General features: G+C 47.4%; 18 protein-coding genes. 12 read left to right on the forward strand and 6 right to left on the reverse strand.

From position 1 onward, the window contains the following. Positions 1-23 precede the first annotated feature (23 nt). The gene (locus ACO0LM_RS23205; RefSeq protein WP_423040385.1) at positions 24-1,223 is read right to left on the reverse strand and encodes a hypothetical protein; all 1,200 of its coding nucleotides are present in this window, start codon (positions 1,221-1,223) and stop codon (positions 24-26) included. 275 nt (positions 1,224-1,498) lie between these two features. On the opposite strand from ACO0LM_RS23205, the gene ACO0LM_RS23210 reads away from it, so the two are divergent. The 6 genes from ACO0LM_RS23210 (at position 1,499) to tolB (ending at position 6,757) form a co-directional block, all read left to right on the forward strand. Continuing rightward, the gene (locus ACO0LM_RS23210) at positions 1,499-2,635 is read left to right on the forward strand and encodes a helix-turn-helix transcriptional regulator (protein WP_423040387.1); all 1,137 of its coding nucleotides are present in this window, start codon (positions 1,499-1,501) and stop codon (positions 2,633-2,635) included. Between the two features lie 55 nt (positions 2,636-2,690). Next, entirely contained in the window at positions 2,691-3,257 is a 567-nt protein-coding gene (locus ACO0LM_RS23215) for an NUDIX hydrolase (protein ID WP_423040389.1), read from the forward strand. Positions 3,258-3,454: 197 nt separating this feature from the next. Beyond that, complete coding sequence (locus ACO0LM_RS23220; RefSeq protein WP_423040391.1) at positions 3,455-3,781, forward strand: hypothetical protein; 327 nt, start codon at positions 3,455-3,457, stop codon at positions 3,779-3,781. 291 nt (positions 3,782-4,072) lie between these two features. Beyond that, the gene (locus ACO0LM_RS23225) at positions 4,073-4,315 is read left to right on the forward strand and encodes a hypothetical protein (RefSeq protein ID WP_423040393.1); all 243 of its coding nucleotides are present in this window, start codon (positions 4,073-4,075) and stop codon (positions 4,313-4,315) included. A gap of 476 nt (positions 4,316-4,791) precedes the next feature. Then, the gene (locus tag ACO0LM_RS23230; protein ID WP_423040395.1) at positions 4,792-5,229 is read left to right on the forward strand and encodes a hypothetical protein; all 438 of its coding nucleotides are present in this window, start codon (positions 4,792-4,794) and stop codon (positions 5,227-5,229) included. A 259-nt stretch (positions 5,230-5,488) separates the two neighbouring features. After that, on the forward strand, positions 5,489-6,757 hold the full coding sequence (gene tolB / locus ACO0LM_RS23235; protein ID WP_423040397.1) for a Tol-Pal system beta propeller repeat protein TolB: 1,269 nt from the start codon (positions 5,489-5,491) through the stop codon (positions 6,755-6,757). Positions 6,758-6,764: 7 nt separating this feature from the next. Here the strand turns inward: tolB and ACO0LM_RS23240 are convergent, their stop codons facing one another. Then, positions 6,765-7,715, reverse strand: coding sequence for an alpha/beta fold hydrolase (locus tag ACO0LM_RS23240; RefSeq protein WP_423040399.1), 951 nt, complete (start codon positions 7,713-7,715; stop codon positions 6,765-6,767). Between the two features lie 170 nt (positions 7,716-7,885). On the opposite strand from ACO0LM_RS23240, the gene ACO0LM_RS23245 reads away from it, so the two are divergent. From ACO0LM_RS23245 to ACO0LM_RS23265, 5 genes are all read left to right on the forward strand, one after another. Further along, complete coding sequence (locus ACO0LM_RS23245) at positions 7,886-8,089, forward strand: hypothetical protein (RefSeq protein ID WP_423040401.1); 204 nt, start codon at positions 7,886-7,888, stop codon at positions 8,087-8,089. 877 nt (positions 8,090-8,966) lie between these two features. Then, the gene (locus ACO0LM_RS23250) at positions 8,967-9,323 is read left to right on the forward strand and encodes a hypothetical protein (protein ID WP_423040403.1); all 357 of its coding nucleotides are present in this window, start codon (positions 8,967-8,969) and stop codon (positions 9,321-9,323) included. 39 nt (positions 9,324-9,362) lie between these two features. Beyond that, positions 9,363-9,803, forward strand: a complete 441-nt coding sequence (locus ACO0LM_RS23255; RefSeq protein WP_423040405.1) for a hypothetical protein — start codon at positions 9,363-9,365, stop codon at positions 9,801-9,803. Positions 9,804-10,057: 254 nt separating this feature from the next. After that, positions 10,058-10,543: a hypothetical protein gene (locus tag ACO0LM_RS23260; RefSeq protein ID WP_423040407.1), complete on the forward strand. Its 486-nt coding sequence runs from the start codon at positions 10,058-10,060 to the stop codon at positions 10,541-10,543. Positions 10,544-10,681: 138 nt separating this feature from the next. After that, on the forward strand, positions 10,682-10,966 hold the full coding sequence (locus tag ACO0LM_RS23265) for a hypothetical protein (RefSeq protein ID WP_423040409.1): 285 nt from the start codon (positions 10,682-10,684) through the stop codon (positions 10,964-10,966). Between the two features lie 105 nt (positions 10,967-11,071). Here ACO0LM_RS23265 and ACO0LM_RS23270 read toward each other — a convergent pair whose 3' ends face one another. From ACO0LM_RS23270 to ACO0LM_RS23280, 3 genes are read right to left on the reverse strand one after another with little or no spacing between them, the layout of a single operon-like run. Continuing rightward, positions 11,072-11,347, reverse strand: a complete 276-nt coding sequence (locus tag ACO0LM_RS23270) for a hypothetical protein (protein WP_423040411.1) — start codon at positions 11,345-11,347, stop codon at positions 11,072-11,074. Between the two features lie 28 nt (positions 11,348-11,375). Further along, on the reverse strand, positions 11,376-11,909 hold the full coding sequence (locus tag ACO0LM_RS23275; RefSeq protein WP_423040413.1) for a chromate transporter: 534 nt from the start codon (positions 11,907-11,909) through the stop codon (positions 11,376-11,378). Further along, entirely contained in the window at positions 11,902-12,567 is a 666-nt protein-coding gene (locus ACO0LM_RS23280) for a chromate transporter (protein WP_423040415.1), read from the reverse strand. Before ACO0LM_RS23280 ends, ACO0LM_RS23275 begins: the two co-directional genes overlap by 8 nt. Before the next feature lie 104 nt (positions 12,568-12,671). Between ACO0LM_RS23280 and ACO0LM_RS23285 the strand changes: the two genes are divergently transcribed. Next, positions 12,672-13,604 (forward strand): LysR family transcriptional regulator, encoded by a 933-nt coding sequence (locus ACO0LM_RS23285; protein ID WP_423040417.1) that lies wholly within the window; start codon positions 12,672-12,674, stop codon positions 13,602-13,604. A gap of 381 nt (positions 13,605-13,985) precedes the next feature. Here the strand turns inward: ACO0LM_RS23285 and ACO0LM_RS23290 are convergent, their stop codons facing one another. Further along, a complete protein-coding gene (locus tag ACO0LM_RS23290) occupies positions 13,986-14,369 on the reverse strand; it encodes a hypothetical protein (RefSeq protein WP_423040419.1) in 384 nt (127 codons plus the stop codon). Positions 14,370-14,898 lie beyond the last annotated feature (529 nt).

A 14,898-nucleotide genomic window follows, 5' to 3' on the forward strand; every position in this document is an offset into this window, starting at 1 on the left:
TAAATCTCCTGAATGATTGCAAATCAGTTAGAGAAGGCATAACCCACTTCAATCGCTATCCAGGGTTTGCCATTGTCTTTGTATCCTGCATCTGTGTTGACGCGGTCCGCACCCAAAATAAAACCCATGTGAAACTTGTCTTTTACGGTACCGAGTATACCTAAGCCGTAGCTAAAACCTGTCAGATTTTGTGTTTTGTCTTGCCCGTTGACGCTTTGTGTTACTGGTATCTGGCCAGCTCCCACGAAGCCCACCCATTGCAAGCCCAGCCCCAGGCCGGATTTTTCTTGTCGATAGCCCAGATAACCACCCACTGAGGTGCCGCCGCTGAAGTTTTTGGATCCCACATGATATTTATAGGGCACCATGAGCGTTCCGTATGTTAAACCGTAGCGGTCGGGTGGCGTGGATGCAGTTTCATTTTGCGAAAAAACGACTACTTCTCCTAGCGCAATTGTGGTCGTGCCTTCGCATAATTTGCTATCTATTTTTTTTGACTCAACTCCGGTTACCACAAATGCATTTTCAAGCTTACTATCTTTTGCTGGATCAAGCTTTACACTTAATTTTCCAATACCTTTGAGTGTAAAATATTGCGGAACGCATACCAGTGTGAGTGTTTTTTTGTCAGATAGCATGTCGACTTTATAGGCCGACCGGCTGTAGCCATATTTGATGCGATCACCCAGATAGTCATCGTTATCACTTGCCGGTGATGGGAAGGCAACTAATGCCTTGTCAAGGGCTTTATCAGCGTTTCCTTTCTCGGCTGGATCTGTAGCCGCTGCTGATGCGGGAGCAGGGGTAGCACTTGCAACGGGAGGCACAGGCGGTTTTTGTGGCGTTTCAGTGGCGGCTTTTGGCTCACCGGCGGCAGCAGCTTTATCAGGTTGCGCAACCACGTTGCTTTTTGCGACAAGAGTAACAGGCGTCTTACATGCAACAGCCAACAGTTTATCAATATCTTCTGGCGAGTATTTTTCTTTCAAAAACATAGGCAGCCATTTTTCCATGCAGGTCACGGCAAAGCAGTTTTGCGCCGACATGGCCAATGCAAGAAAAATCAGACTTCTTTTGATGGATGCACATGAGCTATATTTTTTAAGTGAGGCAAACAGATTTTCGACATAATTGATCAGCACAATACCCTCCATTTTTTTATTTTGTAAGTGATAGCTTTTTGAACGCACGGATTGCCAATTGGTCAAGTTGATAGAGCGCATCCGCCCATCTGCCTCTTATTCCTCGGATGCTTTGATGGTTTCCCCAAGCCAATGCATGCACATTCCCAGTCAAGAATCGAACTGAAATTGAGTTCACCCACAAAGAATTCATGATTTGTTGACAAATTAAGCATAAAATTTGTTAACACAAATGACATCATCCAAATGGATGAAATGGCTGATTTTTTTTAGAAAAATGGCATTCCCGATGAATTTTCCAATAGAGAAATTTCCACCAGGAAAATTGACATGCACTACCAGAGAAGGGGGTGACTGTGGGTCAGCATGATGATGCCTTGGCGAACCAGATCATTACGCAGTTTTATGAAGGGATACTGACACCCTCAGCCTGGAGTAATGCCCTGTGTCTGCTTTGCCAGATGATAGGTAGTGAGCACGTTGCCCTGACCACCTTGAACCGGCAGACCAATACCGTGATCGTCAATGAAAGTATAGGTTTGACGGAAGCCTGTCGTGATGAATTCAAGGCGCATTATTTTTCCTATGATCCCGCACTTGACTGGGTAGACAAGATAGCGCTTGGCAGCTGGTATATCGATCATCAGCATGTCGGCACGTGGGCCATGCAGCGCAGTGTCTTTTACCAGGATTTCATGCACAAATTTGACCTGGGTTCCATTAATGTGTCTCCCGTGTTGCGCAACGGTGCGATCACCAGTTTTCTGGTCATTCAATATGGAATAGGGCAGCCCTTTCATCGTCAATATGCTACAGCCAATCTGGCCCCTCTGTTAGTCCATTTGCAGCGAGCTTTGTGTCTGCGCCTGCATTGCGAAACCATGACACAAAAGGCCGATCTGGCTTTTGCTATGCTGGCGCAATTGCGTTCCCCTATGCTGATTGCGGATGAAACTGGGCATGTTGTCTTTGCCAATCAGGCTGCCGAGGCCTTGTTCCGCAGACAAACCATGTTGCATGTGACGGCTGGGTGCATTGCCCTGTGCGGCTCAAACAAACTCAGGCTGGTGAACTTGATCCGTGCCGCCTGTGGCGTTGATGGCCCTTGTATTGCCGGCGGGGTGCAGGCCAGCAAGATGGCCGACAACCTGCAATTGCAAATCCTGGTCACGCCACTGCCGGTTCAGCATGCGCAATTATCCGGTCCTGCAAGGCCACTGGCACTGGTGCTGGTGCATGATCCGGATCTGCCGTTTTCAAGCGGAACAGAACTGTTAAGGCAGATTTATGGCCTGACCATTTCCGAAGCGCGCATCGCTCTGTTGATACTGCATGGTGCCAACCCGTCCCAGGCTGCAGCACAGTCCGGGGTATCAGTGGCAACAGTGCGCAGCCAGCTAAGATCGGTTTTTCAAAAAACAGGAACGACCCGGCAAGCCGAGTTGATGCGACTGTTATCAGCGATATTGACGCTGGGGTCGAAGCAGCATTAAGCTGAAAAATACATTTTTCTGATGCTCCGCAAACGACAGCGACAGGTGTTTTACAATGGCGCTTATTGTCAGATTGAAAGCGATCAACATGCATCCATGGCGTCAGTTAGCTAGCAAATCTATTGTTGATGACCGCTGGCTCACCCTGCGTGCTGATACCTGCGAATTGCACAATGGCCAGATCATTGAACCCTACTACGTTGTTGAAGAACCCGAATGGGTACATGTGTTTGCCCAGGCTGCGGATGGAAAAATTCTCGTGGTCCGGCAATACCGTTATGCGGCAAATGTGGTCTGTACCGAATTGCCGGGTGGGGTGGTGGATGCCGGTGAGTCTGTGCTGGAAGCAGCAAAGCGCGAATTGCTGGAAGAAACGGGCTACGTCGCATCAAGCTGGACCCTGCTTGGAAAATACTACGCCTACCCAGCACGCCAGACAAACAGCATCCACCTGTTTATTGCGCGCGGCCTTCAACGGCAGGCTGAAAAAACACTGGATGCCAGCGAAGACATCATTGAATCTTTCGCCCATCCATCTGAAGTGAAAGCGATGATCGCCAGTGGCGAGTTTTCGCAATCACTACACATTGCGTCGTTCTATTTTGCGTTGGATCAGGTGTGACAGCGGGCGATGAAAAAAGTAGGGTTCAGGTCTCTTAAGCAAACATTCTAAGTCATTGATTTTCAATGAGTAAAAATCTCGTGTTTGCTTCGACGCGATTTTCGGCAGGGGCCGATTACCACGCTTATATTCATACATTACATTAGCGTAGAATTGTCGTAATGTAAGACCCCTTTTCCCTTATTAAATGGAAAATTATGCATACTTGGAATCATTTGCTGGCAAGCACGCTTATTATCGCTGCAATTTTATTGTCTCCTTGTACGGGAAGTGCGAAAGATGCGTCAAAACCTGTATTGAGGACCAATTTCTCGAAAGAGAGCGCTTTGCTTATGGCAAAACAAATGGCGGAAAAAAGGGGTATTAAATTGACTGATTTTAATGATCCAGAAGTTTTTTTTGAGCTTACAAAAAAAGATAAATCTTGGACAGTTTTCTTTGTAAAAAAGACTCTGGTTGTAGACGGAAATATTATGGTTGTTATCAATGACAGAACCGGTGAATCTAGGATTGTTCGTAACTGATAACAGCACTCCATCCGATCTACATTTTTTGGATGTCCATAAAATATTTTGCATCCTGCGTAAAATTCAATACTCTCTGTGAGATATGCAAAGGGATTTGCACTCTTCTGTGAACGTGCTCAGCGCAAACTGAGCTGAGCACGTTCTGAAGGCCAGTGTTCAGGGCGCGAGAGGCGTGGGAGAAAAAGAGCGAAACCAAACAGATTTGAAGTCTGACCGCTTCTGTTTGGGTTTTTTTTGTTTCGTTTCTGCGGTAGGACGTGGTTTTATAACATTACTCATAAATGAAAAATGAAAAATGAAAAAAAATCTCGTAATATTGACAAGAGAGATATTATTTTTGTATCAATCTTTTTATTAATTGTCTGTATTCCACTTGGTTTAATTCCCTTTTTCCCTGGAAATGTTTTTTTCAATACGTTATATACAAATTCAATAGCTCTTGGCGCATTGTTTTTTGGTGGGGTAATTGTAAGTATGATTGTTGATAAACTTCTCTATAGGGGACGTTTAGATAATAACGATAAAAGTTAAGATGTAGTAGCATTTTCTGCTGCTGCTGCCGTCCTGTTCGACGTTCGTTGTGCTGTGAACGCAGCAACAGTGAGAGTAATACACTGTGAAGCTGCTTGCTGTAGAAGAGATGGGAGCAGGCCTCCTGCAACCGCTGTCCTGACGGAGGTTGCAAGCCGCCTTGAGCTGCTGCCGTTAAGAGCAGTGGTTGTGAACAGCCGGGGTCAAGTCTTATACTCACACATTTCCTTTACATAGAATTGTCGTAATGCGAGACCTGACCCCTTTTTTCACACATTGCGTCGTTCTATATGGCGTTGGATCAGGTGTGACAGCGGGCGATGAACATGAGACGGCAAAGCCTGGCTCAGGCGTTACATTCAAACATTTCCTTTGCGTATAATTGTCGTAATATTAGACTTGGCCACTACTTCCGATTTAGTTAAACTGTGGCAGTCCAGTAGAAACCCGGATATTGACACTGAAGGATCTGACACATGAATACGAGCCTGGGTGCAAACAATTTTATTTCGATCGGCGCCCAAATGGGAGGGCCAGAGCCTTGTCTGGTCGGCGAGCTCAAGGTTCCCCTTTACCATGCGTTCGCAAAGCACGTAACCTCTACGCATTGCGCGGCAATAGACGAGTACGCCATCATTCTTCGCGTTGATGGGTCGTTGGATAAGTTTGGTGCGGAGGGCATCACTCGTCTACGGTTCGAAAAGGCACGGCGCTACATCAAGGTGGAAATTCAAATTCCTGAGGCTGTGTGGCAGCCAATGACCAAATCTCAAACGAAAGAATATCTTGCCGATCAGGTCCAATCCGCAATTGCTATCTGCGTCCAACGGCTCAACAAAGAAAGATCTGTCGTTGCAGAGGAGCGTCTGCGCGAGCAAGTTGAGGCTGCGATCGGCGAGTATCTCGCCGCTTGAAATAACTGCTAGCGCCGTAGCGCCAATGGAAACTCCAGAAATTCAAAGATTCAAAACGCGCTCAAAGCCGTGGTGACAAAGCCGGGGTCAAGTCTTATATTCACACATTTCCTTGGCGTAGAATTGTCGTAATATAAGACTTGGCCCTTTTTCCCCGTGCCCCTTTTTTTCACACGCTCGGCGGGTACCAATAGAGTCGGTGTGAGAGTGTAGAGCGTGGCCAATTCCTTGACTTCAAGCTGGAAGAAATTGCATTGATATGAAAAAATTGAGTAGTATATTCTTCACCTGCCTGGCTATTGCTGCCACCATCAGCGGCGCCCATGCCCAGATGCGGGTTGAGATTTCCGGCGTCGGCAGCAACCAGATTCCGGTTGCCGTGGCCGGCTTCGTCAACGAAGGCGTCTCACCGCAAAAAATCTCCGAAATCATTAAGGCCGACCTGGAACGCAGTGGCGCCTTCAAGATCATCGACGCCGGCGTCGTGAGCGACCTCAACAACATTGACTACAGCGGCTGGAAAGCCAAGGGCGCCGACGCGCTGGTGGTCGGCACCGTCGACGTCTTCGCCGATGGCCACTATGACGTGCGCTACAAACTGCTAGACACTGTCAAGCAAGAAAAAATATCTGACCTGGGCAAGGCTGTCACCGCTAAATTCGCCCGCCAGACCGCCCACCTGATCGCCGATGACGTGTACTTCAAGCTGACCGGCATCCGCGGCGTGTTCTCGACCCGCATTTCTTATGTCAAGGAGGAGGGCAGCAACTACCATCTGATGGTGGCCGACGCCGACGGCGAGAACGAGCAGGTGGCGCTGCGTTCGAAGGAACCAATCATGTCGCCATCATGGTCACCGGATGGCACCAAGTTGGCCTATGTGTCATTTGAACTAAATAAGCCTGTGGTCTACGTGCAGAATCTGGTCACTGGTGCCCGCACCTTGGTGGCAAACGAAAAAGGTAACAACTCGGGTCCCTCTTGGGCACCGAGGGGCAACAAGATGGCAGTGGTGCTGTCGAAAGACGAGCACACGCAGATCTACACCGTTAACGTCGACGGCAGCGGGTTACGCCGCGTCTCAAACAGCACTGACATCGACACCGAACCGCAATGGTCCGCAGACGGCGAGAGCATTTATTTCACCAGTAACCGTAGCAGCAAAGGACAAATCTACCGCATGAGCTCAGACGGCGGCGAGGCCCAGCGCTTGACCTTCAACAGCGGCGAGAATACCAGCCCGCGTATCTCGGCTGACGGAAAAACCCTGGCTTATATTTCTCGCCGTGATGGCAACTATCAACTGTTCGCATTGGATCTTGCCAGCGGCCAGGAACAGCGGCTGTCGGACGCGACTGATGACGAGTCTCCAAGTTTTGCCCCGAACGGTAAATATGTCATTTACGCGACCCGGTCCGGTAACCGCAAATCACTGGTCGTAGTGTCGGTAGACGGACGTGTGAAACAACGCTTGACCACTAAGGCGGGCAACATCATAGAGCCCGCTTGGGGGCCTTTTATGCAATGACCACCATTTAACAAGGTCGCGTGAGAAATTGCTTCATCAGTGACGCTACGGTATTCACTTGTTCGTCCAATGCGAAGTGACTCGCGTTCAGCAGATGAATTTCGGCGTCAGGGATTTCGCGTCTGAATGCGAGCGCACCGTCGACAGTAAAGAGCGGATCATTCTTGCCCCACACGACCAGAGTCGGGGGACGGTGCTCGCGCAGGTAGGTCTGCCAGCGGGGGTATGCGTCGACATTGCTGCGATAGTCGAACATGAGTTCTAGCTGGATTCGATCCATACCCGGTCTCGTCAGGAATGCGAACTCATCTGTCCACGTGTCGGGGTCTATCTGCTCTGGAGCGGTAACACCACCCGTATGCCGCTGGCGCGCGACATCAGGTGACAGAAGCGCCTGCCGCATTTTTTCTTCATAAGCTGCACGGTTATCCCAAAATGCCTTTCGTATGGTCCATGCCTCCGACAATCCTTCGAGATGGACCACGGCATTCTGAATGATGAGGGCAGTGACGCGCTCCGGATGGGCAACAGCCAACCAGAAGCCGATCGGACCGCCGTAGTCCTGAAGGTAGAGAGCGTAGCTGGTGATGCCGATTTGTTCGGTAAATTTGTCCACGCAACCCGCGAGATGTTGGAAGGTGTATGCAAATTTGTCGGGAGGCGGCGCATCGCTGTGACCAAACCCCGGGTAATCCGGTGCGATCACGTGATATTTATCCGCCAGCAGCGGAATCAACGTGGCGAACATTCTCGAAGAGGACGGAAATCCGTGAAGCAGGAGTATAACGGGTGCGTCTTTCGCCCCCGCTTCCCGATAGAACATTTTCACGCCGTCCACGGTGGTCGTTTTATATATCACCGGATAAGTTGCGGCATTGCTTTGCGTTGTCATCGAAATGTAACTCATCAAGAAGAGACGTATTTGAGCTAGCGTCCAGACGCTGCGCTTAATATGCAAGGGGCTTTCATTGCTCAGCGCCAAGCGACAGAAGGAAGCGAGGTTGCCGCGTTGGGTGATTTTGACCGGAACTTCAGTCTCGCAAGTGTGGCGTGCGAAGAAGATTACGTATAAGGGGCGGGCATGTCTGTTCGTCTGCGCACATAGGTAGTTGCAACGCAGATTTATTCATGGCACCCATTACTTTTTTTGTCCTGCGTTTGTGCGCCAACGCACTGATTGTAGATCCTATTTATTTACATGGAACTGCACCAGCAGGCGTATGGCGTGCCGAATCTCCACACCATAAAGTCATGCAGCCAGAAAGAGAGATGAGCAACAAAGTAGTTACAAGAATATTTTTAAATATTTTCATTTGCTACATCCAGGTATAAGTGGGGCGATTGAAAAGGTTTCGAACGACGGCATCCGTCGACATTTTCATGTAAGACGACTGGCCTGAAATACAGGTATCTAAAAATTCGCACGAATTGCAATGAGGTCCGTTAGATCACAGGCGTTGAAATTCGTATTTTTCACAAGCAGTCCAGAAAGAACTAAACCCAATTCTACGGTGGACTGAGCTCCAATAATACAATAATATTGATGACTGGGATGATAGCGGGTGCTCGTTAAACACAAGATGGGTGACATGTTTGAAGTCTGAGAAATTCGGTAGCCCAATAAAAAACCACTTGCACACTCTTTTGACGCGAGTGGTTTTTTATATGTGAGATTTTCGATAAATACTCACACGTTTTCTTTGCGTAGAATGGTCGTAATGTAAGACCTGATCCTTACTTCAAATACACGCAACTTTGTGAGGCTGCGAAAATGATAAATAGGAAGTGAAAAATGAAGCTTATTTCAATACTTTTTTCCCTAATGTTTCTTTTAGTCCTTTTATTCGTTTCGTTAATCGAACTATTCGGGGTGGATATCAGAAGGATTATTTTTCCGTGCATATTTCTCTTATTCGTTCCAACCATGATTTTCTCTATTCGACATGTTTTATTTGAAAAAAAAGACGTTGTTGAAGGAGAAAAAGCACCAGATCAAACTGTTACATTTCAACGTGATGATAAACCTCAGTGTGACGAAAAATAATCGCATCGCACTTCGTCAATGGTTTGCTCCAAAGTCTACATCACCCTGTTTTCCTTGGCCGGGGATTGGCATGGAAAGTCGCATACGATCTGGTATTCGCGAGTGTATGCGCAAATGAATATAAGGCATTACTAAATGGCGGATTTTTTTTGAAAGTTAAGTCCCGTGAGTGATACATCCCCCCCAAAGAATAAGATTCACCGTAAAGTAACGAAGATAATTTTGTCTCTAATTTTAATATTGATGTTTTTTACTGCCACCGTTTTGTACGCAAACTGGTCTGCTGAAAATGATGCGAAGACATTTTGCGATGAGGTTGAGATAGGTTTGAATATTTCACTGGCAATTAAAAAATTTGAGAAAAAGATCGGGAAAAAAGAAACGCTTCATTATGAAATTAAAGAAGGAGAAGGGCACCGTTTCTTGTTCCCCGGTTTTATGTTTGACAAAGCTGAATGCACTGTTCATTCAGACAGGGATGGAAAAGTATTGTCAAAGCTTTCGGAAATGTTGTACGACTGAATCTCGGGTGGCATGCTGATACAGAGAAAAAATTATTGTATGTGTAAAGAAAAATTGTTTTCGTTAAATGTCTTTCTGGTTTATAAAAAACTGTTTTTTATATTTCCCGTACTATTAGTTGCAATAATATCTGTCTTTTTAATTTGGCCGTTTTGCAATTATTCTTGCCGTGCGCACGCGCTCTACAAGAATCAGGTTTTTTTTGAGCTTAGAGATTTTGTCGCTCAAAACAAAACAACTTCAAGTGCTTTGATTACTACTTCTAAACCTTTTTTCTCGAATGATTTTATATATGCGAATGGTATTGACTACTGGGATGTGAGTGAAGTTGGTACTATTACAGTAAAGAGCATCGGCGGGAAGGTGACATTGATTGCGAAACCAGTTTTTACAGAAAAGGGAATGCAATGGACATGCAATTTTTATCCAACTCCTATTGAAATATATCAGTGTCCATCTACTGATTCAGGCCCTCATTAAAAACAAGATTGGTGACATGTTCAAAGCCTGAAAAATTCGGCAGTCTAATAAAAAACCACTCGAACACTCACTTGACCAGAGCGGTTTTTTATACGTAAAATTTTCGATAAATATTCACTCATTTCCTTTGCGTAGAATTGTCGTAATATAAGACCTGACTTCATGTGACCCTTACTTTATGATCTTTACTTCATAGAAGTACCTGAGAACTTACCTCCTTATCCGTATTTCTGCGGTTAAAAGGTGTTTATATAATGAGTGATGTTTTCGATGAAATTCATTTGCTATTAAAGAAAAAGGCGTATGACGAGGCGCTTCAATTATTATTGGATTCCAATACAAATAATGTTCAATCTCGATATGATGTCGATGCTAATCATGCATGGTACATAATTGGAGATATTTTTTACAAAAAAGCAGAATATGGACTTGCAACTGATGCATTCAAAAAAGCTTTAGCTCATTGGCCAAATGATCTAGACGCTATGATCGCTGTAGGAAACTGTTACTCGGAAAATGAAATGCTTAATGAGGCTGAAAATTTTTTGAGAGAAAGTAAAAAACTTTTCCCCGCAAGTTCCACGATTACCTACAACCTCGCAAATTCTTTATTTGACCAAGGTAAATATCTGGCTGCTATAAAAATGTATGAAACGATCAGTTCAGAGGATGAGATTATATTTAATTCATCTCAAAAAAATATAGTGAAGGCAAAAAAGAAGCTTGGCAAGAAGGTATAAGTAACCAGTAGGGCGCAGCCAGGTTAGACATGCGATTAACCGCATATATTCCGCCTAGGCCGCTTTTTTTCAGTAAAAAAACGAGATATCTTAAGAAACAATTGTAAGTCCTTGATCCTTCGTAAGTGGAATAAGAAAATGGCTAACAAATCAGGATTTGACCGATTTGGTCGAATAGTTGAAGAAGGGGATTTTGTTCGTTTATTGAGTATCCGACCCTCCATTCTTAGGAGGATAACAGGCGATGAGTATGCGGATGTTTCTGCTATGCTTGGTCAAACGTTAAGTGTATTTGATGTTTATGACGATGGACTTGTTTGGGTAAGTTTAGCTTGGATAAGACAAGACGGATTTACGGAGATTCACTCTATTGCTGTTGATCCAGAAGCCATTGAGCTTGTTTCCAAGGCGAATGGAGAGTGAAGTATCTTTTTCGCCGTGCTCGAAGTCCGATTGACAGAGCATGGCTGTTTCTGTTTTGGGGTTTTGTGTTTCGTTGCTGAATAATTTATTCATCTGCTCAGCAACTCAATTTTTCATACCTTCATCTATCTGCTTCATGGCTGGAAAAGACACAGGTACTTTTATTGTGCCTGCCAGCATATCCGTGCCTTTTGCCGATACAGTTACCAGACCCGCAGTACCACCATCACAACTGATCAAGCCATCTGCACAGGCATCTTCCCAGATGCACAGGCGTGGGCAGGTGCTGTGCCAGGCGTCCAGTACTTCTGAATAACTGCGCGGCTGTTGCTGTATCCATTCCAGCATTTGCAGGGTCAGGCTGGTATGTGCGTCCGGCATGATGTATTCCTCCTGAACTGAGTTGAGCTTATAGGATGTGCAGCATCCCTGCGACGGCACCGGCGGCAATCAGGATGACGGGGTTGAGCTTGCTGCGCACGACGATGACGGCGGTCAGCAGCGTGATCACGTCAGTGCGCCAACTGGCATGGTCCAACTGGCTGAACAGGCAGGCTGTCGCCAGCAAGAAGCCGATGGAAATCGGCGCAAAGGTATCGCGCACTGCGGCTGTCAGGCGGGTGTTGAAGTTTGATGTCTTCAGGCTGACGACGGACAAGGTCAGTACGGTAGATGGGACGATGACTGCCAGGGTCGTCACAATCGCCCCCGTCCAGCCGGCGATCAGCCAGCCCACCAGGGATATGAACAATAAATTGGGGCCGGGTGCTGCCTGCGCGATGGCATAAGCAGAGGCGAACTGCGCGCTGGTCACCCAGTGTTTTTCAGTGACGACAAAATGGCTGATGTCAGGCGCCATCATCACCAGGCCGCCGCCGACTGCCATCATCGACAACAAGGACAGGTGCAGGCACAGGTCCAGCAGGGGGGATTGCTCATCCATTTTTATCTTTCAAAAAATAAGCGACGATGCTGCCAGGTAGCGCCAGCAAGACAAACACAACAATCAAACGCCATTTAAGCAAGGCCAGGCCGGCAAAGGCCAATGCCATCAAGACCGCCTGCAAAGTGGCCTGGTGGCTGCGCGTTTTGTCTTTGTGCGGGCTGTCAATTCCAACTGTCTTACCAGCCTTACCGGCATTCCCAGCTTTGCCAAACAGTTGCATCGCCATCTTGACGGCGGTTGCCAGTACCAGGCCTGCTGCCACTGCCGTCATACCGGTCAGCGCATCCTGCACCATGGCCAGTTGACCAAAGCGCTGATAAGCGACACCCAGCGCTATCACCAGCAGAAAAGGGGCAATGATCAGGCCAGCCATGGCGGCCAGGGCACCCGCGATGCCAGCATGGCGCTTGCCTATCATCAATGCCACATTACAGATCGTCGGGCCGGGCAAGACCTGGCTCAGGGCCAGATAGCGGGCGAATTCTTCTGCACTCAGCCAGCGGTATTGCTCGACCAGGGCGCGGTAGGCAAAGGGCATGACACCACCAAAACCAGTCAGGGCAATTTTTGAAAAGGCAAAAAACAGACGCATCGCCGACAGCTTGGCAGGTTCAGCAACGACAACGGCAACTGTGGGCAATGGGGGATTCAACATAAGGCACTCTTGAAAGCCAGGAAAATTTTTTCTATGTGGCTATCTTCGTACCCGGCCAATTAAAAGTACAATGAATTTATTTAGACAATTGATTCATTTTTCTTATGAAAATCGATATCCTCGGGGTACAGGCTTTTGTCGCCATTGCAGACCATGGCAGTTTCAACAAGGCGGCAGATGTGCTGCATGTCACGCAAACGGCGGTGACGCAGCGGCTGCGCAATCTGGAGATTTTTCTGGGGGTGACGCTGCTGGAAAGAACCACGCGTTCCATCGCCCTGACCAGGACGGGCCAGGATTTTTTGCCGCAAGCCAGACGTCTGCTGCAGGAGCTGTCAGCAGCATTGACCGAGATACGCGAAACAGGCAAAGCCCAGCGCGGTGATGTGTCGATTGCCTGCATACCGACGGCAGGCATACGTTACCTGCCGCAGGTCATCCGTGAATATTCGGCATTGTTCCCCGACAATCGTATCAAGATACTCGATCACGCATCGGTCGGCGTTGCCGAAGCCGTATTGCGGCGCGAAGCCGAATTTGGCATCAACCTGGCTGGCCCCAATCACCCAGAACTAAGCACCACGCCTTTGCTGCAAGACAAGTTTGTGCTGGTCTGCCGCGACGACCATGCGCTGGCCAGACGCAAGAGCATCACCTGGGCACAGTTGCAATCACACCCGCTGATCTTTGCCGGGCAGGCCAGCGGCAACCGTGCGCTGCTTGATGGTTATCTGGGTAGCGAAAGCATGCAAGGCCGCCAAAGTGGCGAGGGTGGCCAAGCTGGCCTGAGCTTGCAGATACATTACGAAGTGCAGCGCAATTCCACCGCACTGGGCCTGGTAGAAGCCGGTATTGCCGCCGCCATCGTGCCCAATCTTGCCATGCAAAAAGGCACCTATCCACGCCTGCGTGTGATCAAATTGCAAGACCCTGTCATTTCCAGAACCCTGGTCCTGGTCGCCCGCAAAGCCGCCCGCCTGTCACCGGCGGCACAGCTTTTGTATGACATGATTAAAAATAGCCGGGTTGTTAAATAGGGCAAAAGCCAGCGTAGGTGCGAATAGCTCTGCGTATTCGCACGCATTTGCTATCCAGAATTTAGCGCAAGGTGCGCTTGGCAGGGTGTAATTACCCGCCGGGTATCGACAATACACGAATTTAAACTCTGCCCCCGCCGTTTTATCAAACTGAAATAAATGGAATACCGATGACCATTTTTTTGAAGCCTGAAGTAATTGACGAACTAAGAAAACTCAGGAAATCAGGTAAAAACCCTTCGGGGGTGCTTTGGTATATTAAGGTCCGGCTCCGCTCAAGGCGGGCGATTACGCGCTGCTAATCGCCCACGGCTCTGGAAATGACGGTCCGACCGCTAGCCTTGCCTTGTGAACCCTAGCCTTGTTGCGTCGCTCTTTGTTCTAAAAAAAGGAAGTCTGCGTGTCGACTTTTTCTTTAGGTTCTTCATTAACAGAGAACCCTCCACCAATTAGTTTTGCCATCAAAAAATAGCCAAACAAAGATAAAATGCCTAACAAAAATGCACCGACTAAAGAAGTGCCGAGTATAAATTTAAAAGAAAGTATGTAAGATACAGGCGCTAAAAATATTCCCAAAGGGCCGCCAATCATGAAACCGGCAATGCTGCCAATTGTTCCTAAGAAAAGTGCTAAAACTGAACGTACCAATGTCGGATTGGTCGCATCTGTAATCTTTGCACCAAACCAAACTGGTAGCGCGCCAACGATTACAAATCCTATTTCCCAAGCAAGTGCTGGTAAACCTGAAACGGTTAGTGATGTCACTAGATCTTCCTTTTTGTGAGTCTGAATGCGAATAGTTTTGATTGTTTAAGTGTTCTTACAAACATTCAATACACTTGCCTATGCTTTTAAGGCATTTTGCGATGAAAATAAGGGAACTTGGCTGCCAACCTGAACAGCAGAATTGTGCATTGTTGCTAATTTAAATTAAAAATTAATTAATAGCAAGAACGACAATTACAAACTGTTATTCACTGCCATTTATCCCCATTCAATTTCTGCCAATACGGCGTCCAAATCTCTGAATACATAGCCGGAAACCTGGGTCAGGTCTGGCATTCATACATTTTCTCGGCGTAGAATTGTCGTAATATAGAACCTGTCCCTGGCCTGTGACCCCGCACGGTGAAACCGTATGAGGGAATTCTGGCCGAGATGCCCGCAGCGTTTGCATGGCCTCGCGGTGAGACCGTGCAGACTGACTGAGTTTGCTTTGCTTGGCGTCTTGCCTCAAACATCGACATGCACGGCGGTCAGCTTAGAAATGTCGTCATGTTTGCGTAGTAATCGG

The sequence above is a fragment of the Undibacterium sp. Di26W genome, assembly GCF_049340265.1.
Taxonomy (GTDB): domain Bacteria; phylum Pseudomonadota; class Gammaproteobacteria; order Burkholderiales; family Burkholderiaceae_D; genus Undibacterium.